Origin of the sequence: Clostridium polyendosporum (genome assembly GCF_018332455.1) — a bacterium.
In the GTDB taxonomy this organism is placed as follows: domain Bacteria; phylum Bacillota; class Clostridia; order Clostridiales; family Clostridiaceae; genus Clostridium_AY; species Clostridium_AY polyendosporum.
On the sequence record NZ_BOPZ01000020.1, the window covers coordinates 16307 to 38990 of the forward strand.

19 protein-coding genes are annotated in these 22684 nt (G+C 29.4%); 15 read left to right on the forward strand and 4 right to left on the reverse strand.

The annotated features are described in order from the left end of the window. Nucleotides 1-386: 386 nt before the first annotated feature. Together CPJCM30710_RS11555 and CPJCM30710_RS11560 are read right to left on the reverse strand one after the other, a co-directional pair. Entirely contained in the window at nt 387-1487 is a 1101-nt protein-coding gene (locus CPJCM30710_RS11555) for a glycosyltransferase family 4 protein (protein WP_212904330.1), read from the reverse strand. A gap of 10 nt (nt 1488-1497) precedes the next feature. Next, entirely contained in the window at nt 1498-2220 is a 723-nt protein-coding gene (locus CPJCM30710_RS11560; protein WP_212904331.1) for a hypothetical protein, read from the reverse strand. Between the two features lie 424 nt (nt 2221-2644). Between CPJCM30710_RS11560 and CPJCM30710_RS11565 the strand changes: the two genes are divergently transcribed. Further along, nucleotides 2645-3739: a radical SAM/SPASM domain-containing protein gene (locus tag CPJCM30710_RS11565; protein WP_212904332.1), complete on the forward strand. Its 1095-nt coding sequence runs from the start codon at nt 2645-2647 to the stop codon at nt 3737-3739. Between the two features lie 222 nt (nt 3740-3961). After that, nucleotides 3962-5149, forward strand: coding sequence for an ABC transporter substrate-binding protein (locus tag CPJCM30710_RS11570; protein WP_212904333.1), 1188 nt, complete (start codon nt 3962-3964; stop codon nt 5147-5149). Nucleotides 5150-5387: 238 nt separating this feature from the next. Here the strand turns inward: CPJCM30710_RS11570 and CPJCM30710_RS11575 are convergent, their stop codons facing one another. Beyond that, the gene (locus CPJCM30710_RS11575) at nt 5388-6536 is read right to left on the reverse strand and encodes a glycosyltransferase family 4 protein (protein WP_212904334.1); all 1149 of its coding nucleotides are present in this window, start codon (nt 6534-6536) and stop codon (nt 5388-5390) included. Between the two features lie 122 nt (nt 6537-6658). On the opposite strand from CPJCM30710_RS11575, the gene CPJCM30710_RS11580 reads away from it, so the two are divergent. Genes CPJCM30710_RS11580 through CPJCM30710_RS11590 form a run of 3 tightly spaced genes read left to right on the forward strand, consistent with a single transcriptional unit; the run spans nt 6659 to nt 9499 of the window. Then, nucleotides 6659-7675 (forward strand): CotS family spore coat protein, encoded by a 1017-nt coding sequence (locus CPJCM30710_RS11580; protein WP_212904335.1) that lies wholly within the window; start codon nt 6659-6661, stop codon nt 7673-7675. Then, complete coding sequence (locus tag CPJCM30710_RS11585; RefSeq protein WP_212904336.1) at nt 7675-8424, forward strand: hypothetical protein; 750 nt, start codon at nt 7675-7677, stop codon at nt 8422-8424. The genes CPJCM30710_RS11580 and CPJCM30710_RS11585 overlap by 1 nt, the downstream gene beginning before the upstream one ends. Nucleotides 8425-8458: 34 nt before the next feature. Then, nucleotides 8459-9499, forward strand: a complete 1041-nt coding sequence (locus CPJCM30710_RS11590; protein ID WP_246503524.1) for a CotS family spore coat protein — start codon at nt 8459-8461, stop codon at nt 9497-9499. A 55-nt stretch (nt 9500-9554) separates the two neighbouring features. Here the strand turns inward: CPJCM30710_RS11590 and CPJCM30710_RS11595 are convergent, their stop codons facing one another. Beyond that, complete coding sequence (locus CPJCM30710_RS11595; RefSeq protein WP_212904338.1) at nt 9555-10682, reverse strand: glycosyltransferase family 4 protein; 1128 nt, start codon at nt 10680-10682, stop codon at nt 9555-9557. A gap of 105 nt (nt 10683-10787) precedes the next feature. Here CPJCM30710_RS11595 and CPJCM30710_RS11600 point away from each other — a divergent pair, with 105 nt between their 5' ends. From CPJCM30710_RS11600 to CPJCM30710_RS11645, 10 genes are all read left to right on the forward strand, one after another. Beyond that, nucleotides 10788-11792, forward strand: a complete 1005-nt coding sequence (locus CPJCM30710_RS11600) for a CotS family spore coat protein (RefSeq protein WP_212904339.1) — start codon at nt 10788-10790, stop codon at nt 11790-11792. A gap of 130 nt (nt 11793-11922) precedes the next feature. Further along, a complete protein-coding gene (gene yabG, locus CPJCM30710_RS11605) occupies nt 11923-12801 on the forward strand; it encodes a sporulation peptidase YabG (protein ID WP_212904340.1) in 879 nt (292 codons plus the stop codon). Between the two features lie 282 nt (nt 12802-13083). After that, complete coding sequence (locus tag CPJCM30710_RS11610; protein ID WP_212904341.1) at nt 13084-13320, forward strand: Veg family protein; 237 nt, start codon at nt 13084-13086, stop codon at nt 13318-13320. Nucleotides 13321-13662: 342 nt separating this feature from the next. Beyond that, entirely contained in the window at nt 13663-15228 is a 1566-nt protein-coding gene (locus tag CPJCM30710_RS11615) for a DUF3794 and LysM peptidoglycan-binding domain-containing protein (RefSeq protein ID WP_212904342.1), read from the forward strand. A gap of 166 nt (nt 15229-15394) precedes the next feature. Further along, a complete protein-coding gene (locus tag CPJCM30710_RS11620; protein ID WP_212904343.1) occupies nt 15395-16225 on the forward strand; it encodes a cyanophycinase in 831 nt (276 codons plus the stop codon). Then, on the forward strand, nt 16212-18833 hold the full coding sequence (gene cphA, locus CPJCM30710_RS11625) for a cyanophycin synthetase (RefSeq protein WP_212904344.1): 2622 nt from the start codon (nt 16212-16214) through the stop codon (nt 18831-18833). Before CPJCM30710_RS11620 ends, cphA begins: the two co-directional genes overlap by 14 nt. Nucleotides 18834-19276: 443 nt before the next feature. Continuing rightward, nucleotides 19277-20122: a 4-(cytidine 5'-diphospho)-2-C-methyl-D-erythritol kinase gene (gene ispE / locus CPJCM30710_RS11630; protein ID WP_212904345.1), complete on the forward strand. Its 846-nt coding sequence runs from the start codon at nt 19277-19279 to the stop codon at nt 20120-20122. A 93-nt stretch (nt 20123-20215) separates the two neighbouring features. Next, nucleotides 20216-20917, forward strand: coding sequence for a stage II sporulation protein R (gene spoIIR / locus CPJCM30710_RS11635; protein WP_212904346.1), 702 nt, complete (start codon nt 20216-20218; stop codon nt 20915-20917). A 147-nt stretch (nt 20918-21064) separates the two neighbouring features. Beyond that, nucleotides 21065-22054 carry a tRNA 4-thiouridine(8) synthase ThiI gene (locus CPJCM30710_RS11640; protein WP_212904347.1) on the forward strand — a complete coding sequence of 330 codons (990 nt, stop codon included), beginning with the start codon at nt 21065-21067 and terminating at the stop codon, nt 22052-22054. A gap of 12 nt (nt 22055-22066) precedes the next feature. After that, complete coding sequence (locus tag CPJCM30710_RS11645) at nt 22067-22480, forward strand: DUF1934 domain-containing protein (RefSeq protein WP_212904348.1); 414 nt, start codon at nt 22067-22069, stop codon at nt 22478-22480. Nucleotides 22481-22684: the final 204 nt, after the last annotated feature.

Consider the following 22684-nt stretch of genomic DNA (forward strand, 5'->3'; position numbering starts at 1 on the left):
AATTGATATTGGGGAAATAAAAGTGAAAATATTAGATGCAAAAATAAGGTTTATAACCATAAAATCTAAGAAGTTTAAAAGAGAGGGAATAGTTACAGAAATTATTAATATGTTAAAATCATCTGAATTCATTGTTATGTTTTGAAGTCAGGTGATTTTTATTTTTCATAAAAATTCTATATAAAATATTTATATTAGATTTTTAATGAAAAAGTATAAATAGGTTGAGGTGTGTAGGTGTGTTAAAAAGATTTATAAAAAAAGAATAGAATATAAAAATATAATTCTATTCCTTAGAAAAAGCAGTACATTTTGAGGCTAGTTTCATGAATTGTATAAGGATGAAGTTGTTTATCTTTTTTAGTAGGCTTGATGCTTGCTCAGCTTTATTTATAGATTGATAGCAGTTCTTCATCAGAAGAGGATAGTGGTATTTTTAGCTTAGAAAGCACTTTGTTTTTATATTCTGTGCTTCTATGAATTCCGTGGATGAATTCTGCCATAGAAGAGGTTTCTGGTTGATTAGCAAATATTACACATTGATCAAGAATTTTTGAATTAACATCAGTTCTATTACAAATAACAATAGCTTTACATTTTAACGCTTCAACTGTTGATAGTGGGTAACTATTATATTCAGAAAAATCTACTACACAAACTGCACCACTGTATAGAACAGGAAGGTGTGTCTGCTTGACCACTCCAAGAAATACTACATCACTATCTAAGTTATAACTATGAATAAGCTTCTTTATATCATTTACATAATCAGTACGTTTACCTGAAATATCTCCTGCTATAACTAGTTTTAAGTCTTTTATTTTCTCTTTTGTTTGTTTTAAGAGTTTTATAATAGCATCTATGTTTTTTCTTGGGGTTATGTTTCCAACATAAAGTAGATAAGGGAAAGTTATTTTATAATTTCTTTTCAAAAAGTTGATGCACATTGAATCTTCCATACGAATAAACATTTCGCTGCACTTGGGATAAACTACTCTAACTTTATTTTCATCAATTGAAAAATATTTAATTAACTCTGATTTAGTAAATTCAGAATTTACAACAATGCTATCAGATAATTCGAGAGCGTGAGGAACCATATTCATAAATTTTGTATAATATTTTTCATCTACCATTTCTTTAGCAGCTACAGGATATAGGGTGTGTATAGTGGTAATATATTTACACACCTTATTAGCGGGAATACTGAAACCATTATTTGGAGAATGATATATATCAATTTTATTCGCTAAAAGAAATTCTTCTAATTTTGAAAGGTCATTTTGTGTTCTATCTATGCCCAGTGACATAAATTGTATATTTTGAAGTCTTTTCCAGTAGAAGCTAAGAGGAAAGTTATCCCATAATGCGTACATAGCATCAAATTTATCAGAAGAGTTTAAAAGAGTTACTATTTCTTTAGTATAAGAGTATAAGTTTGTTCCGTTGAGATTACTTGCAGCTAATCCATCTATACAAAATTTCATATTGTACCTCCTACATAAATTCTTCATCTAATTCTACAATATTATTTTCAACTATAGGTTGCTCGGGTATAAATTCTATATCTTCTTCTTTATTTTCAATTGGTTGTAATCTATTATCATTTTCTGTAATTAATATATTTATATCACTTTTTTCATCTAGAACTAAGTCTACATTATTTTCTTTTAATAAATATAAGTTCTTAACATCAATATTGTCGTAAGTATTATTATTGACAGTGTCATCAATAGAAAGAATATCATAATCAGGTTTTGGTTCATTGCTGACCATGATTAGTGATTCTTTTTTTGATATAAGTGCAATTAATAATAGTATGTTCCCATAAATCATGTTTCCATTTATGTTCTTAAATGCTCCATCCATTTTTAATATTTTAAAACTATCAAAATCGTAAACTGTTGGTGGAAGTTCAATAAAATGGTTAAAGGGAATAGTTCTAGTAACAGTAATTCTCTTTTTATGAGTATCGCGATATTCTAAAGTGTAATTTTTTATTCCTTCAAAAGTTAGTATTTTTTTATCTTTTAGAACAATTTCATTATAAGTTAAATTAACAATGTCAAAAGATACTTTTAATAGTTCCTTAATATGATGTTTTCTTCTGCTTACAAAGATATAATCCCCCTGTGAGAAGGGTACAGAATATGGAGAGGAAATCGAAGTAAACTCTTCTTGAGGTGATAATCCTATTATTTCAATTCCATTTTTAATCATTTTTTTCCCCCATTAAAATTATTTAATAAAAGTAAGAGTAACTGATTTTAATTTAGAAAACTTTATTTTTGATGTTTTGAGAATTCTATATTAATAAGTATTTAAGTATCTTTATAAATATATATGCTTGCAATCAAAAATTCTTGATAACAAAATATAAGTAGTAATATAAACAAGTTAAATAGTTAATAGAATTTGTATTAATAGTTTTAGATAAAGGAAAGCAATGTAATAAACGTAAAGCAATTTCAATATAATATAACACTATGTAGAAGTTAATAAAGAAAATACAGTATGAGAAGTATATTTATATTTGTGATAAAAATAGATATATTTTTAGGTCATAAATTTCATTATAGTATAACGAAAATAAATCTAGTAATTATTATTGAAAGTAGTATATCTCTTACAGGAGGATATTTTTATGAAGATTATTGAAAGTATGCATAAAAATATTAAAAAGGCTGTGGTTGCAACCATTTATGAAGTTATAGAGCATAATCCTGAAAAGAATATTAATAGAATATTTTCATTAGCTAGAATGTTGGCTAAAGATGATGATTCTAAGAAAAGTATTGAAGAGATAGAAAAATATTATAATGAAGTTCCTTCAATAAAACAATTTTTACAAGAGGTTTTAACTAATACTAATAAGGCTTTTATGAAAAAGTTATTCGAAAATTTCTTTATTAATGCTATTTGGGATGGAACATTGAAGAGAAAAAAGTGGCTTGAGAAAGAAGATACAAAGATACCATTTGTTTTACTAATTAGTCCATCTATAAAGTGTAACTTAAGATATATTGGATGCTATGAGGTAGATTATGATAAGTCTAAAGAGTTAAGTTATGAAGATATTGATAAAGTAGTAGGTCAAGCTCGCGACTTAGGGATTTATTTCATAATGGTTTTAGGTGCAGAACCTTTTTCTGTTAACTATATGTGGGAAATTTATGAAAAGTATAGTGACATAGAGTTCATGACTTTTACTAATGGTACGTTAATTACTAAAGAAGTAGCAGATAAAATAGTGAAATTAGGAAATATAATACCTATGTTATATTTAGATGGTTTTGAGAAAGAGACAGACTCTAAAGGGGGAAGCGGAACTTTTTTAAAAGTTATGAAAGGAATGGATTTTCTTAAAGATAGAGGGGTGTTTTTTGGTGTTTCATCTGTTGTTTCCAGAAGTAACGTAGAAAAAGTTACTTCAGATGAATTTATAGAAATGTTAATTAATAAAGGAGCTAGAGTGGGGTGGTACTTTATGTATATGCCTGTTGGCAGTAAATCTAATATAGAATTAATGCTAACTCCTAGTCAAAGGATAGAACTTAGCAGAAGAATAAAGACTATAAGAATGTCTAAACCCTACGTTTCTATAGATTTCTTTAATGATGCTCCATATGTAGGAGGATGCATAGATGGAGAATATTATTGTATTAAATCAAAAGGAGATGTGGAATCATGTATATTTGCCCATATAGCAGTTGATAATGGTGAACTACCCCCACGTTAGAAGTATAGGCTTTTCGGTCAATTATATATGACAATAGTTGCTATAAAATTTTAAAGAGAATAGATAAAGAGTCTTAGTTACACATTTGTAGCCAAGGGTCTTTTTTGTTATGTATATACTTGTGTTATAATGTAAGTAAAAATAAGCAAGTTTAATAATCTATAAATATTTAAATTTAACCATAAACTCATTTATACTTAATTATCAGGCAGAGGTGATATTTTGAGAAGAGTAAGTACAATTATTATTATGGTATTCGTAATTTCTACACTTTTTAATGGATGCTTTTTTACTAATAATAACTATAAAAGATTATCTGGTAAATATGAAATATGGAGTTATGGTCCATACAGTGAATATCTGAAAAAGAGAGCTAAGGAGTTTGTAGAAAAGAATCCTAGAGTAGAAATAAATATAAAGGATTTTAATAAGGATAAATACATAACTTCTGTTGAGAAATCACTTAAAGATAATAAAAATGAACCAGATATGGTTCTATTAACTGGAGAAGAGATTATAAAACTATTAGAAAAAAGAAGTGATTCTTTTGAAAGCATAACAACGGATTTAAATAGTTATTTAAATAATTTCTCTCCATCTAGAGTAGATGAGGTTAGATATAAGAATGAAGTGTATGGATTTCCATGGGATTCTAGACCTATAGTTGTTTATTATAATAGTGAAGTCTTAGAAAAATATGATATAAATATGGAAGAAGTAAATAGTTGGGAGGAGTTTATTGCTTCAGGGAAAAAGCTTTATGAGTTATCTAAGGGTAGTAAAGTACTTCTTACTTTGAATAAAAGTCAGGAAAGAGAGCTTTTTAAGATCTTATGTTATCAAATTAATATTTTAGATAATCAAAAAGATATAACTGAAAACAGTGAGAAAATAGATAGGATTATAAAACTTTTAAGTACTATGAAAAAGGAAAAAATTTTAAAAATAATTAATGATCAAAAACAATATAATAGCATCGTAGTTTTAGGATCAAGTAATAGCTTGGGTGAATTAAAGGAAAAGTTTAAAACAAGTAAATGGAGAGTAGTAAAGCTTCCTAGTTTTGAAAAGGGAGGGAATAATTTTGTATCGCTTGATGGTGTCAATTTAGTATTATTAGATAATAAGAAGAATAAAGATGCGCTTAAACAATTTATTTTCTTCTCTATGATGAACTGTGATGAACTATTAAGTTTCATGTATGAAGAAAATGTTTTTCCGAGCAATAATAATTGCTATAGAAATAAAATAATTGATAGAAGAGCTATATTATTAAATGATGATAAGCTTTGGGCAAGATTCGTTAATATACAAAGCAACTCAAAAAGAAAAAATAATTATTATGAGTTTATAAAATTCATGGAAGTAAATTACCCTAATATTTTAAACAAAATAAATACGGGAATATGAGATATACTAAAGCTTAGTAGGCATCAATCATACTAAAGATACATCGCTTTAATCCTAAATAATTTATGAAAAATAGAATTTAATAGGCTCGAAGCCTGTTAAATTTGAGCCAGATTTCACTTTGTGAAATGACAACAAGTAAAATAAGATAAGAGCAGCTTGATATAGCATCAGGCTGCTTTTATCTTATTTAATAAAATCTAAAATTGCTTTATCTATAATCTTGATAGGTGGAGAGTTAAATGACAACTTTGGGGGAAAGGGTGAGATTTTCATTTACTGACTGGTATGCCATAAGTGTATTTATAGCTGTGTTTTGCCAGCTAAAGTGTTGACTTCTTAAGTATCCTTTTTCTCTTAGATTTTCCTTAAAATCTTCATCATTTAAAACTTTTAGTAAAGCACATGAAAGTTCATCTTTATTATGAGGATTTATAAGTAACCCAGCATCTCCTACTACTTCAGGTATAGAAGTGGTATTTGAAGTGATTACTGGTGCTTTACAGCTCATTGCTTCTAATGGTGGAAGGCCAAAACCCTCATAAAATGATGGATACACAAAGACTTCGCATCCACTATATAAAGTTGGCAGAAATTGATCCTCAGCAAAACCAGTAAAAATAATTTTGTCTAAGAGGTTTAATTCCTTTACTAAATTATAAATTTTTTCTCCTTCATCTCTCAAGGAACCAACTATAACTAGGGAGATAACCTTTTTTAAGTCTTTTTGAATTTTATGAAAAGCTTCTATTAATCCTCTTACGTTTTTTCTTGCACTAAAACCACCTATATATAGTATATATGGTGTATTAAATTTATATCTTTCATTAACTGTATTTTTACATTGCTTTTTATCTATAGGGTTAAATTGTACATCAGCGGCAAGGGGGGTAACATATATTTTCTCTTTATCATAGCATGGAAAGAATTTAAGTATGTCATTTTTGGATTGTTCAGAAACAGTGATTATTCCATCAGAACATTCTATTATCTTAGGCATCTCTTCAAGAAATTTTTTAAGATATCCTTTACCTACTGTTTCAGGTAGGATATAAGGTATTAAATCATGTATGGTAACAATTTTTTTGCAATTTAATCCATTAGAAATACCTATACCATTTTGAGGTACATGATAAATATCTACGTTGTAACAGTCTATATAGTTGGGGAAGTAGATACTTTCGAAGAATCTCTGATGTTTTTTTGATGCCATAATAATATTTGTATTTCTTCTTTTAAACTCCTGAAAGTTTCCTCCTGACCAAAATAATGAATATTCATTATTATCATTAAATTGAAGTAATTTTTTTAGAACATTATAGGTATAGGTGCCTATTCCTGTCCCTTTATACCAATTGATACCTCTTGCATCAATGGCGATCTTCATAAAATCCTCTCCTAAAAATCCTATATATATTAATAATATTATTGAGAATATGATTTTGTGAATGTAACACCAATAAAAGCCAATACATATAATAAAATGAAATAAGAGGCGGAGGGATAAATGTGGAAATAGGTGAAATTATTGAAATAGTCAAAAAAAACTATGGTATTGTAAGTAATTCATGCAAAAAAATAAAAAACATATATAAGATATCAACAGAAGATGAGGATTATTGTTTAAAAGTTATAGATTATCAATATCCTCATTTTCATTTTATCCTTTCAGCAATTCAACATCTTCAAAAAAAAGGATTCAAAACCATTCCGCAAATAATAAAAACTTGTTTTGAGACTTCTTTTATAAGTCTTGGAGAAAAGTATGCATATCTAACTCCATGGGTAATTTCTAGGGAGAGCAATTATGATAATCCTATAGATTTATTAAAAGCTTCTCTTAAACTTTCTGAGCTTCATGTATGCAGTGAAGGTTTTAACATTACGAAGAAAATGAAGCCGAGGATTGGATGGCTTAGATGGGGGAAGATCTTTGGAGTTAGGGGAGATGAAATATTGGATTTTAGAAAGAGGATATATCAAAAAGCATATAAATCAGAGTTTGATAAGCTTTACTTATCTATAATGGATGAAGAATTAAAAAGAGTTGAGTGGTCTATTAAGAATCTTTTACAGAGTAATTATTTGGAGTTGATGAAAAAAGAGGTGATGAAAAGGGGGTTTTGTCACCATGATTATGCTCATCATAATGTTCTAGTAAATAGTACGGGGGAAATAAATATAATTGATTTTGATTATTGTATTTTAGATACACATCTGCATGACTTAGCATCTTTATTAATACGTTCTATGAAGGATGGTAAGTGGGATTTAAAAAAAGCTTTTTTTATTTTTGATGCTTATGCAGCCAATAAGAGGATAGACCAAGATGAAATACCAATAATGGCTGCTTTTGTAGAATTTCCCCAACAGTATTGGCAATTAGGCATACAGTATTACTGGGAGCAGCAACCATGGGAAGAAGAGTTTTTTATTAAAAAGTTAATGAGATATATTTATGATAGAGAGGAGAGACAAGAATTTGTAAATGAATTAAGGAAAGCAGTGTATTTAGGAGGAAGCTAATGTACTCGATAAATAATTACTTACAGGAAAAAAAGATAAATGTTGTAAGAGGAAAAGAGAAAACAAAAAAAATTCTACCAAATGAATTAGACGAATACAATATTCTTAAACAGATAGAAGTTATTTCTATGTTTCATGAAAAAATGAAGAATAGTAATGGAGTTTTTCTTCTTAGTATTCAAAGTTCTATAGGGAAGGAAATAGAAGAGTGTAAGGTGCAGATAAAGAAGCTTAAGCGAATACTAGGAAAAATTGAGGAAAGAGGACCTAGTGACTCCTTTGAAAGGGAACTTTATTTTTTGGCACCAAAAATTCTTGACAGAGCTAAAAAGTGTATAAACTATATTTCAAATGATGAGTATATATCAATTATTTTGAGAAGTATGAAAAATAATGAGGTGTGTCTTGGGAGCTGTGAAAGTAATAATCTTTGGGTGGATGGTGAGATCAAAGTTTGTGATATAAGCGGACTATGTTTTAATACGGTGGAGTGTGATTGCATAGCTTATTTAAATAAACTCAAGAGGAAAGGGGTTGATATTAGCTGGGAAAAAGTAGTCACAGAATTTATATGTCATGAAAGTTTACAAAATATAAGTAAAAACTTTATATTAGCGATGATTTCATATCCTTTTGAGTTTATGAAGATATGTGACAAAAGAAGAGAAGGAAAGAAGCATTGGGATGATAATGAGTATGCAAGAAGGTTAACTTTAGCCGTTCTAAAGGATGGGGAGGCTTTAATATAGATATTAATTATAAAGGGTGGTTTCATTGTTAAAGGTGAAATATGGCGACAAAAAATATCTTTGTGCTTACGATTTAAATGTTGAGTTGTTTGATATGTATAACTTGCAGGTAGAAGATGTAGTTCCGTTAAGAAGTGTGTATATTTTAGATACATCTATAGGAAAGAAGATTTTAAAAAGAATAGATTATTCTAAGGAACGATTGGATTTTATATGCACATCTTTAGATTATATAAAACAAAATTTTAGTCGGATACTAACCATAGAGAAATGTAAGGATGGAAAGAATTTTGTGCAATGGAAAAATGGGTTATATATAATTTTAGGGCTTATAGAAGGAAGAGAGAGTGCTTTTTCAAATCAAGTGGATTTATATCTTGCTTCTAAAGCATTAGGTGAGCTTCATAATGCTTCTTTGGGGTTGTTTGAGTGTGTAGGAGAGGCTGGTATGTTAGAAGACAACGTTACTCTTAATGATCTTTCGTACTATTTTGATATGGCATACGAAGATTTAATAAAATTTAAAGATCAAGTAGCAAGATATAGCTATAAGAATGATTTTGATAAGCTTTATATGGATAATGTAGATTATTATCTAAAGCAAATATATGAATGTAAACAATCCATAAATTTAGAGGCTTACTCAAAACTTTGTAAGGATTCTTCAAAGATTGTGTTATGTCATAATGATTTGGCTCATCATAATATTCTTATAAAAAATAATGAAGCTCACTTTATAGACTTCGATTACTGTACTATTGATATAAGGGTTAAAGATTTAGCAACATTTATACTTAAAAGTATAAAGAATTTTTCTTTTGATATTGAGAAATGTAAAGAAATATTAAGAGTATATAATGAGGTTGCTTTACTTAATAAATCTGAATATGAACTCCTATATATACTGTTAAAATTCCCTCATGATTTTTATACATGTACAAGGGATTATTACTATAAGAAAAAGGATTGGGGAGAAGATATATTTTTGTATAAATTATCGAATAAATTAGAATTTAAGGAAGATAGAGAGGACTTTTTAAAAGAGTTCAAATTGAATATATTGGAAAATATGTAAAAATAATATATAATATAATTAGTTAAGGTATAAGCAATGCTTATACCTTAACTAATTATATTATATTACAAATTGATTTATAAGCATCAACAGTATCATAGGCTGTTTTTTTCCAATTAAATTTTGAAGAATGTATAAGTCCTTTGTTAATAAGTGATAGAGAAAGAGCTCTATCTTCTAAAATTGAGAGCATAAGTTCATAGATCTTTAGTATATTATTAGGATTTACATGCAAAGCAGCATCTCCAACTACTTCTGGTACAGAAGTTTCAGAAGAAGCTATTACAGGAGTACCACAAGCCATGGCTTCAAGAGGGGGAAGACCAAATCCTTCATAGAAGGACGGGTAAACAAATACTTTTGATGCATTATAGAATAGAGGCATATCTTCAAGAGGAATAAATCCAGGGAAGATTACATGAGAGAGTATTTTTAGGTCCTCCGCTCTTTTTTTATATTTTTCATAAGATATCCCATGTTTTCCTGTAATTATAAGTTTTATATCTTTTTTATAGTGCTTTAATAGTATACTAAATGCCTCTATTAATCCAAGGATGTTTTTTCTAGGACTAAATCCTCCGACATAAAGAATAAAATCACTACAAACACCATATTTTTTATTAATAAGATTTTTACATTCTATTTTATTTAATGGTCTATATATATCTTCAGCAGCTAAATGAGTAACGAAAATTTTTTCTTTTGGAAAATTAAATTCTTTTGCAATATCGTTTTTAGAAAATTCAGAAACAGTAATTATACCATTACATTTTTCAATTATCTTTGGTATATCTTCATTGAAAATTTTTAGATATCTATTACTTACTGTTTCAGGCATTCTTAAAGGAATAATATCATGAAGAGTTATCATTGAGGCGCAGTGAATATTTTGAGATAGACCAACTCCGTTTTGGGGGACATGATATATATCAATTTCGTTATCACTTAATATATTAGGGATTCGTACTTCTTCCCAAAAGTTATCTTTGTTGTTATCTAGCGAATAGCTCGTGTTGAAGTTGTCTCTAAGTTGTCGTTCAAAGGGAGCATGTTGAGGCATAAACAAGAGATATTGATTTAAAAAATCAATCTGATTAAGATTATTTATTAATTGATAAGTATAGGTTCCAATACCAGTACCTCTGTACCACTTTGCAGCCCTTCCATCAATTGCAATTTTCATACACTTATCCTTTCCAAATGTTTATAGTCTATTATATTAGTTTTATATAAAAAATGTTAATAAATAGAAATGCTTGTACATATAAATATAGAGGAGGTGAGCACTATGATGAGGGAATTTGAAATAGAAAGACAGTTCGATATAAAGATTGAGGTAATAAGACCTAATAAGGGTATCTACTATCTAAAAACTAATAAGGGAGAAAAGTGTTTAAAGAGAATTAATTTTGGTGCTCAAAAGCTTTTATTCGTTTATGGAGCTAAAGAGCATTTAATAAAAAATGGATTTACTAGGGTAGATAGGTATAACTTAAACATTGATGGAGAACCTTATGCTCTAGTAAATGAAGATTTATACACATTATCTGAATGGATACAAGGAAGAGAATGTGATTTTCACAATATTGAAGAAGTAAAAATAGCAGCGAAGACTTTAGCTGTAATGCATGAAGCAACTAAGGGGTATGACCCTCCAGAAAACTCAAAATTAAAGAGCGATCTTGGCAGATGGCCACATCTAATGGATAAGAGGATAAAATCTTTAGATAAGATGAGAGATATGACTAGGAAGAAAAGTGCAAAAACAGGTTTTGATTTAAACTATATTAAGTCTATGGACTTTTATAAGGGGCTTGCACAAAGAGCACTACAAATGCTTCAAGACTCACAGTATATTAGTATTTGTGAAAGGACAGAAAAGGAAAAATCTTTTTGTCACCATGACTTCACATATCATAATATCATTTTAGATGATGTTAATGATGTACATGTTATTGATTTTGATTATTGTAAGAGAGAAGTTAGAGCTTACGATATAGCTAACTTTATGATAAAGGTTTTGAAAAGAGTGAAATGGAATATAGAGTATGCTAATGCAATACTTGAAGCATATAATTCTATTATCCCACTTTACCCTGAAGAGTATAGAGTAATATTTGCATATCTTCTATTTCCACAGAGGTTCTGGAGATTGGCTAATAGATACTATTATAATGAAGTTAATTGGGGACAAAATACTTTTAATAATAAGATTGAAGGAATCATTAAGGAGCAAAATGATTATTTGAAGTTTGTTGAGGATTTTAAAAAGGTTTATGATCAAAGTGAATAGATTATTACATGAAAGCCATCTATCATAAAGATGGCTTGATTTGTTTTCATTTCATGAAGTGAAATGATAACAAATATACGAATACTACATATGATAATACTGTATAACATATTTTTAAAGGGAGAAGGAAATGAAGGTTGGCGATTTAGTTGTTAGAAAATCTTATGGTAAAGATATCACCTTTAAGATTATAGACATTAGGGAAGATAATAATGAAGTATTTTACGTTCTAAAAGGCATTAATATAAGAATAATTGCAGATGCAAAGATAGAAGATTTAGAAGAAGTAGATGATAACTTTACTGGAGAAAAAGATAAAATATTTAATGCCAGAGTGAACGAAGCTATAAAGAAGGTGATGCTTTCTAGAGACCTCTTGGGGCGGAATCTTCAGAGCAGGATAAACAAGTCAGCGAAGATAATTCCTGAGAAAGAATTGGTTTTTGGAAGGCCAGGTAAAATACTGCATATAGACGGAGATCCACAATATTTAGATGCTTGCTTGAAGGTGTACAAGCAACTAAATTTGAATGCCACAGGTAAATCTATTTCGGAGAAAGAGCAGCCACTTCAGGTAGTAGAGATTGTCAAGGTTGTAAAACCTGATATAGTAGTTTTAACTGGTCATGATGGTCTTATAAGAAATGCTACTAATTACCTTGATTTAAACAACTATAGAAATTCTAAGTATTTTATTGAATCTGTACAAAATCTAAGAAATTATAATTCAAGTTACGATGAGCTTGTTATTTTTGCCGGTGCATGTCAGTCCTGTTATGAAAGTATATTAGATGCTGGTGCTAATTTTGCTAGCTCTCCTAACAGAGTATTAATTCACTGCTTAGATCCTGTATTTGTATGTGAAAAAATAGCTTATACTAGAATTGATCAGGTAGTTTCTATAACAGAAGTTATTGAGAATACTATTACAGGAATAAAAGGTATAGGTGGTCTCCAAACAAGAGGAAAGTACAGAGAAGGTTATCCTAAGTCTCCTTATATTGTATAATGTAATTAATAATATACGAATAATGATGACGACAAAGATGGCTCAAGCCATCTTTTTTATATACGTAGAGGTGCACAATTGATGATTTTAGTTTGTAATATAGGAGTAATAAGAATAATATAAATGTAAATTGGGCAGAATAGTTTAAGATATAATTATATTATCATAATATTAACAAAAAATTTACATTGACAAAATAAAACAAAAAGTGATAAAATATTATATTTATTTGACAGGTTAAGCTATGCAATATATAATAGAATAGGAAAGAGGGTGTTAGTAATGGAGAAAATAAGAACGCTTGCTTCCATTAAAAAGGACATTGAAGGCCATATTGGTGAAAGAGTGACTTTAAAAGCTAATGGAGGTAGAAGAAAAGTACTAGTTAACAACGGAGTCTTAGAAAGTGTATACCCAAGTATTTTCGTTGTTAGGCTAGATACAGACACCCAGAGGACTGTGACATATAGCTATTCTGATGTTTTGACCAAGACTGTACAGCTAGTATATATAGGATAAACTAAAACCTCGTATAGCGAGGTTTTAATTTATCCTATATTTTATGAGAACGTTTTCTAGGACTATAAAAAAAGGAAAGATGGTGGGTTTCCATCTTTCAACTATGGTATAAAAGGGTATTGAGAATTTATGAGAGGTTATATGGTCAATAACCAATATTATAATACGACATTTTTTTCAACTTGTCAACACTAAACTTAAAAAAATAATTATGGTTCGACAAAATTCTCCTGTAATATAGCGTGTTTATTGAGATTAAGAGGAAAATATTTTTTTTCTAAATCATATTTTATTATTACTTATTATATATATTATAGTAGGTATATTATGGGAGGGATAAATTTGGCAGAGTTAGATATTATAAAAGAAAGTATTGAATATGAACAGTTATTTAATGAAAACGCCTCTGACACAGTATTGAGGGGAGAGTACTTAGTACCAGATACACATCCAGATGTTTCTAAAATACTTATGGTGGAAGCTAAACCTATCATAACTAGCAAAGAAGTTCTTCAGGAAAGAGTATATATTGAAGGGCAAATTGAATACAATGTTATTTACTTAGCAAGAGAAGAAGAAGGTATGGCAACTCATGTAGTTACTTACAACGATAAATTCTCAAACTATATTGATGTTGCTGGAGCAGAACATAAAATGGTATGCGATGCAGAGTGCGAAGTTGAACATATTAATGTGAACATAATTAATGAAAGAAAAATTAATCTTGAAGGCGTTTTAAGCACAAGGTGCAACGTATATAAAAAAGAAGAATTTGAATATGTTAAGGATATAGAAAGTTCTGGCGACGTTGAGATGAAAAAAAAGGTTGAAGTGTTTGATAAGGTTATATCTAATAAAAATATTGATATGATAGCTAAATCTCATATACAAGTAAGCATGGATAAGCCACAAATAGGAAAAGTTATTAAATGCGATGTTATGCCCCATAAAAAAGAAATAAAGCTTTCAGAAGATAAAGTTCAGTTATGTTGTTTTTGTAAAGTTGATGTAGTTTATAAAGCAGCAGATTCAAGAGAACTTATAGCTTTAGAAGATGATATATTTGTTTCTAAAGAAGAAGAAATAGAAGGAGTAGCAAATGATATGATAGCATTTGGCGACTTTAAAGTAATAGGCACAGATTGCAGTGTGGGTGAAGATGACTTAGGAGAAGCTAGAGTTATTGATATTGAATCTCTTATAGATGGAAATATTAAGATAGTAAGCAAGGAAAGTGTAGATGTAATTGAAGATGCTTATTCGCCATCGAGGAATATGGCGCTTAGTAAGAAAAAAGTTGATATGACTTTAATGCATGGCCAAGGGGCTAATGAAATTATTGTGAAAGACAATGTAGAACCAGCTAAGGCAGAATGTGAACCAATTCAAATTATTAATTGTTCCGGTAAAGTTGTTTCTTTAGAAAAGAAAATTATAGAAAATAAAGTAATAATGGATGGAATAGTTAAGGTAAATGTAATTTATAAGTGTTCCGATAGTGAAATGCTTGTAAGTAAGATAGATGCAGATATTCCATTTACTACTTCGGTAGATATTCAAGATGCTAAACCAGATATGAAGTCTATGGTAAAAGCTTGGCTTGAAAATATCCAAGCGGATATCGAAGCACATACTATAGCAATTAAAGCAATTATCAGTACGTATGTTAAAGTCTTTTCTTTTGTTAAAAAAGAATGTGTATGTGGTATTGAAGAAAAAGAAGGTGAAAAGTCTGGAAAGAAAGCATCTATTACTATATATGCAGTTCAAAAAGGAGATTCTTTATGGGATCTTGCGAAGAAATTTAATACTACAGTAGCAGAACTATTAAAAATAAATAGTCTCGATGGACCAGAATCTATATGTACAAATCAGAAACTTATTATCCCAGGTAGAGCTATAATTTAAAAAATACAAAACTCCTCATGGATTATCCATGAGGAGTTTTGTATTTTATGAAGAACTAATAGATAAACTATGATTGTTATATTTATTTATATGTGAGAAAGGAAAATATGAATAAATTATTAAATAATGGTGAAAATAGAAAATATATGATTAGAGGTGGTTTTCTTTGAAGTATAATCCAGAAGGAAATTTAATAATCATAGGGGGAGCTGAAGATAAAGAAGGAAGGAAAGACATATTAAAACATGTATGTTCCAAAATAGATATGAATGAGGATTTGCTTCTTATTACTACGGTAGCAACAGAGTTCCCTAAGATTGTAGGGGAAAAATATAAAAATGTTTTTAGTGAGTTAGGTGTTAAGAATATTGAGACTTTGGATGTTAGTTGTAGAAAAGATTGTAATAAGGTAGAGAATATACAACTTGTAAAGAATGCATCAGTTATATTTTTTACAGGTGGTGATCAACTTAGAATTACTAGTATCATAGGAGGAACACCTATATATCAAGAAATGATAAAAGTATGTGATAGAGGATGTTTCTTTGTGGGGACCTCAGCTGGTGCATCAGTTATGAGTGATACTATGATTGTACAGGGGGAGGATGAAGAATCTCCTAGAAGATGTACACTAAAGATGGCTCCGGGATTAGGGTTTATAAGGAATGCAATTATTGATCAGCATTTTGCCCAAAGGGGACGTTTTGGTAGATTACTAGCTGGAGTTGGTCAAAATCCACAAGTTTTAGGAATAGGCATTGATGAAGATACAGCAATTATTGTTAATGTGCAGGGTGTTATGGAAGTAATTGGTTCAGGAGCAGTATACATATTAGATGGAAGTTCCATTACTTATAGCAATGTTTCTGAAAAACATCAAGATGAAATATTGAGTATGTTTAATGTAAAGATGCATGTTTTAACAAAAGGAAATAGATTTAATTTGATTAGCAAAGCGCCTTTTGAGGAGGAAAGAATAGAAAATGAAGCTGATTAAAGAAAAGGTTTATGAGGGAAGAAATATCTATTCTCATAAAAAGTGTTTAAGAATAGATATTGATCTTGAAGGTTACAGTGAAATACCTACAAAGGATATACCTAATTTTAATTTTAATTTAACAAAGTTATTACCAGAACTATATAAGCATAGGTGTGGAATTGATGAGGAAGGTGGATTTGTTAAGAGACTAGAGGAAGGGACGTATCTTGCACATGTATGTGAACATACTATAATTGCAATACAAAATATTATGGGTATTGAGGTAAGTTATGGAAAGGCAAGAGTAGTCGAAGGAGAACACTATTTTGTAGTTGTACAATATGAACATAAGAAGGTAGCATTAGGAGCTGTATATCTTGTAATAGATCTAATTAATTCTTTAATAAATCAAAAGCCAATAAATTTTGAAGAGCGAGTAAGTTATTTAAGAAAAACTTTAGTTGAAGAAACTACTGGACCAAGTACTAAGGCAATTTGTGATGCGGCAAAAAGAAGAAAGCTCCCTATAATTAAACTTGGGGAAAGTGGAATTTATCAAATTGGATATGGTAAATGTGGAAGAACTTTTGGAGCAACTATAGGTGATGGTACAAGGTGTATAGGAGCAGATATTTCTTGTGATAAGCTTTTAACTAAGAGGTTATTGGAGTATCAATATATACCAGTAGCTCCTGGTGAAAAAGTCTTTAATACCATAAATCTTCTTCAAACTGCAGAGAAAATAGGTTATCCTGTAGTGCTTAAGCCTCAGTTTGGTAATAAAGGTAAAGGTGTGATTCTTAACATAAAAAGCGAAAAAGAGTTATTAAAGGTATATAAGGTATTAAGTGATAATTATAAGGACATTATTATTGAAAAATATATTAAAGGTAATGATTATAGAATATGTGTTGTAAACCATGAGGTTATAGCAGTAGCGAAGAGAATGCCTCCCTATTTAATAGGTGATGGTGAGCATAATATAGTAGACCTTATAAAAATTCTTAATTCTGATCCTAGAAGAGGGGAAAGTCATGAAAAACCTTTAACAAAAATAAAAATAGATGAGAATCTTTTAGAATGCTTAAACAAACAAGGCGTTGATATTTCTTCTGTTCCTTTAATAGGTGAGAAGGTTTTGCTAAGAGAAAATGCTAATCTGTCCACAGGTGGAAGCGCCATAGATTGTACTGATGAAATATGTGAGGAGAATAGAGAACTTTGTATAAGAGCTTCAAAGGTTCTTGGTCTAGATATTTGTGGTATAGATATCTGTACAGAAGACATTTCAAAACCTATTTACAACAGTGGAGTTGTAGTAGAGATAAATGCTGCACCGGGAATACGAATGCATCATTTCCCAAGTGAAGGAAAGAGTCGAGATGTGGCTGGGTCAATAGTAGATATGATGTATAATAATAATCCTAGAAATATCCCTGTAATATCTATAACAGGTACCAATGGCAAGACAACTACTGCAAGGCTTGCAGGTTATATACTTTCTTTAATAGGCTACAATGTAGGTATAACAACTACCGAGGGGATAATTGTAGGAAATAAATATTTAGACTATGGTGATGATACGGGGCCAGATAGCGCAAGAACAGTACTTCTAAATAGAGATGTGGATGTGGCTGTCTTAGAAACGGCGAGGGGTGGCATTGTTCGTAGTGGATTAGGTTATGATTTAGCGGATATTGGTGTAATAACTAATATTACAGAAGACCACTTGGGAATAGATGAAATAGAGTCTATGGAAGACTTGAGTTTTGTTAAATCACTTGTTGTTGAAGCTATAAAGGAAGATGGTTATGCAGTGATTAATGCAGATGATGAATGGAGTTTAAAGATACTTAATAGAGTTAAAGCACGAAAAATTTTCTTTTCTATAAAAGATGATAATGTTTATTTAAGAAAATCAATTAATGAAGGAAATCCAGGGATATATATTAAAGATAATGCTCTTTTTGTTGAAAATAATAATAAAAAATACTATATATGTGCTGTTAATGAAATAGCTATAACTAAGAGTGGAAAATTAAAGTATAATGTTTATAATGCAATGGCTTGTTGTGCGGCTTTAGTAGGAATTGGAGTAGATTATTGCATTATCTCAAAGGGGTTAAAACAATTTCAAGGAGATGAAAACTATAATCCTGGTCGGTTTAATGAATATGATATTAATGGTATAAAGGTGATTTTAGATTATGGTCATAATATTGATGGATATAAGAGTGTTTTAGAGGCTTTAAAAGATATTCCTCATAAAAATTTGATAGGCATAATTGGGGTTCCTGGTGATCGAAGTGATAGCTCCATTGAAAGGATTGGTTCTATTTGCGGAGAAGCCTTTGATTATATTTATATAAAAGAAGATATCGATAGTAGAGGAAGAAAATCAGGAGAAGTTGCTCAAATAATATTAAAAGGTATAAATAAAACTGTTAATATGAAAAGAGGTGTATACTTAGTATTAGATGAACTTCAAGCTCTTAAAACAGCATTAACAAGGGCAAAGACAGGAGATGTAATTATAGTATTCTTTGAGCAGTTCCAAAATCTTGTAGAGTATATAAAACAAAAACAATATGAAATTTTTGATATGAAAGAATTAATGGAAAATTAAAAAACTATATCAAATTACGTTTATGTAATTTGATATAGTTTTTTAATTTTCTGCCATTTGACAAAATGAAATCTAGCTTAAGGTTATTAGGCGCGATGTATATTAACTTTTGTATAATAGAGTAAAGTTTTTTGCATAGACATATTGAGAGATAATCGGTGAATTGTATTTTTTTATTATTTATTATGAATATAGTATTTACATAAATATCATTGTGAAACATAATATAATTATATTATTAATAAAAAAATAAATTTTTATAAAACTTGCAAAGAAGTTTTATAGATAAACAACTTGATAAGTGAATTGACTTGTTGTCATTGTACAAAGTGAAATCTGACTGAAATTTATTAGGCTCGATGCTTGTTCAACTTTTATTAAGGATTAGAGTTGTCTATATTTAATTATAAACTTATTTACTATAGCAGAAAGGGTGGATTAAAATGAGACTCAAGGCGTACGCAAAAATAAATATTGCCCTTGATGTGGTTGGAAAAAGAGAAGATGGATACCATCTTCTTAAAATGATAATGCAGACTGTAGATTTGTATGATCTTATAGATATTGAAGAAAATCTTAGTGAAGAAATTGTTATAAGTTGCAATAAGTATTATGTTCCAACCGATGAAAGAAATTTATGTTATAAGGCTGCAAAACTTTTTAAAGATAAATATGGAATAAAAAAGGGTGTAAAAATAAACATTAGAAAAAACATACCTATGTCTGCAGGTCTTGCAGGGGGTAGCACAGATGCAGGCGCGGTATTGAAGGGAATGAATACGATATTTAATGTTAATGCCTCGTTAGAAGAACTTATGGAGTTAGGTGTTAAAATTGGAGCAGATGTACCTTATTGTATAAAGGGTGGAACTGCTTTATGTGAAGGTATTGGAGAAATTGTAATACCACTAAAAGATTTTAAAAATCATATAGTTGTATTAGTTAAACCGCCTTTTGGAGTATCTACAAAAGAGGTATATGGTGGAATAGATATATCTAGGATTAATAAACATCCTGACATTAATGGTTTAATTGAAGCTATGGAGAAAGATAATATATATTTTATTGCAAATAATATGAAAAATATTTTGGAAAATGTAACGTTAAAGAAGCACCACATAATTAAGATTATAAAAGAAAATATGATAAATATGGATGCAATTGGAGCGATGATGAGTGGGAGTGGGCCTACTGTTTTTGCTTTTTTTGAAGATATGGTTAAGGCTCAAAGTTGTTATGAAAGAATGAAGATGAAGTTTAAGGATGTTTACATAACTAGAACTATATAGTAAATAATAACTAGCTTGTACATTTTTTAAAATTTATAGTGAATAAAATAGCACCTCTTGGAAATAATTACTAGTATCAGGGGGTGTTGTATTGTGAAAAGGATATCATTAACTGTAATAATTTTTCTTGTAGCAATATCTTTAATTGGATCTACTGATTGGAAGTTAAATGATGTTAATGTAAATGTAATAGAACAAGCCAATGATGTGGTTGATGAAATAAATACTAAGCTTATAAGATTTCATGTTATAGCCAATAGTGATAGTAATGAGGATCAGAATCTTAAACTAAAAGTAAGAGATAAGGTTTTAGAATATATATCACCAAAGCTTAAGGACTCTCAAAATATAGAACAATCTAGAAAGATAATAAAAGAAAATGATGATAAAATAAGAATAATAGCTGAAGATATAATAAAAAAGAATGGATATAATTATGAAGTAAAGACTACATTAGGATTTGAAAACTTTCCAGTTAAAATGTATGGAAACATAACTCTTCCTCAAGGTAATTATGAAGCTTATAGAATTATAATTGGAGGAGGTAAAGGGCAAAATTGGTGGTGTGTAATGTTTCCGCCTTTATGTTTTGTTGATATAGCTAAGGGACAGATTGCATATAAAGAAACAGAAAAAGAAATGAAAAAGGTTTTAAGTGATAAAGAATTTGAAGAAATTGATAATATAAATAATAGTGAACAAACACAGAATATAAAAGAAGCTGTAAAACAAAATGGTGCTGAAATAAAGCTTAAATTTAAAACCAAAGAACTCATAGAGAGGTTCTTTCAATAAGAGTAATAAATGTGGATGATAATATATTTTAAAATAAGGAGGAGGCCACAAAATTAAAAATAGGGCACCTCTTTACTTTTTGAACTTGATTAAAGTGTTAAAAAAAACTAAACTATAACTTATGACTACTTAAAAGGAGGAATGAAAATGACTAGGGCACTAGCCATGGTTTCAGGAGGGTTAGATAGTATTTTAGCTGCGAAACTTATTAAAGAACAAGGGATTGATGTTATAGGGGTATGTTTTAAATCATACTTTTTTGAGGAAAGTAATGCAAAAAGAATGTGTGAACAGATTGGAATGCCTCTTATAGTTATAGACTTTTCAAAAGAACATTTTGAAATGGTAAAAGAACCTAAGCATGGATGGGGAAAAAATATGAACCCATGTATAGATTGTCATGCTATGATGATGAAGTATGTTGGAGAGCTTTTAGAAAAATATGAAGCTGATTTTATAATTACTGGAGAAGTTTTAAATCAAAGACCAATGTCTCAAAATAAAAAGGCGTTAGATATGGTAAAAAAAGAATCCGGTTTTAGTGATAAGATATTAAGGCCTCTTTGTGCAAAAAATTTAGATCCAACTGAAATGGAGTTAAGTGGTCTTGTAGATAGAGAAAAACTTCTAGATATTTCGGGAAGAACTAGAACGAGGCAAATAGAGCTTGCAGAAAAATGGGGAATAAAAGACTACCCTTCACCAGCAGGAGGATGTAAGTTAACTGAGCCAAATTTTTCAGCAAGATTAAAGGATTTGATAGATACAGAGAAAAACATATTATTAAAAGATATTGATATGCTTAGATTGGGAAGACACTTTAGAATAAGTGAATATGTAAAGATTATAGCCGCTAGAGATGAGACAGAAGCAAAAGCAATGAAAGATTTGGTGAAAGAAGAAGATTTGATGTTTTTTCCACTATCTTATTCCGGTGCTATGGTAATATTAACTGGTAAGTATTCAGAAAAAGATATAGAGCTTGCAGCTAAGATATCGGCAAGATACAGTAAGGGAAGAGATGAAAAGCAGTTAGAGATTAAGTATGGAAAAAGTGGAACTAATTTTTTAAATATACGTATAGTTACTCCTGCAGCAGAAGAAGAGTTAAATAAATACATGATAAATGCAGGGTAAAAGGAGGATATAATGAAAAAGAAAGCAGTTATTACAATAGCAAGTCAGCAGATGGCTGAAGAAAATGATGTTATAGAGGTGGTTACACCAGGTGAGTTTCTAATAAAGGACAATGGATATGAGGCTGTTTATGATGAAACAGAGATTTCAGGGATGGATGGTACAACTACAAAGATAGTAATTTCTGATAATTCCCTTACGTTAGAAAGAGAGGGAACCACTTCAACAACAATGAATTTTAAGAAAAATAATAGTTCTGTAAGTCTTTATAATACTCCATATGGGATGTTAGAATTAAAAATAAACACAAAAGAATTAAAAATAGATGTGGATGAAAATGGAGGAGAGGTTTTTATCAACTATAACCTTAGTGTTTCAGGGCAAAAATCTCAGAGCACTCATTTAAAAATAAATATTAAAGCATAATTAAATCCTGAGCAGAAATGCTTAGGATTTAATTATGCTTTAATATTCTATAAAGTAAAACTTAGTTAAAATTTAGTAAGTCAATACATATTAAGTTTTATTTTTCTATTAAAAAAGTATATATGCTAATAATTTAAGTAAAAATAAGAGAATAGAAGAAGTATATGATTGAGAGATATTTTGAAATGGAAGATGCGATATAAA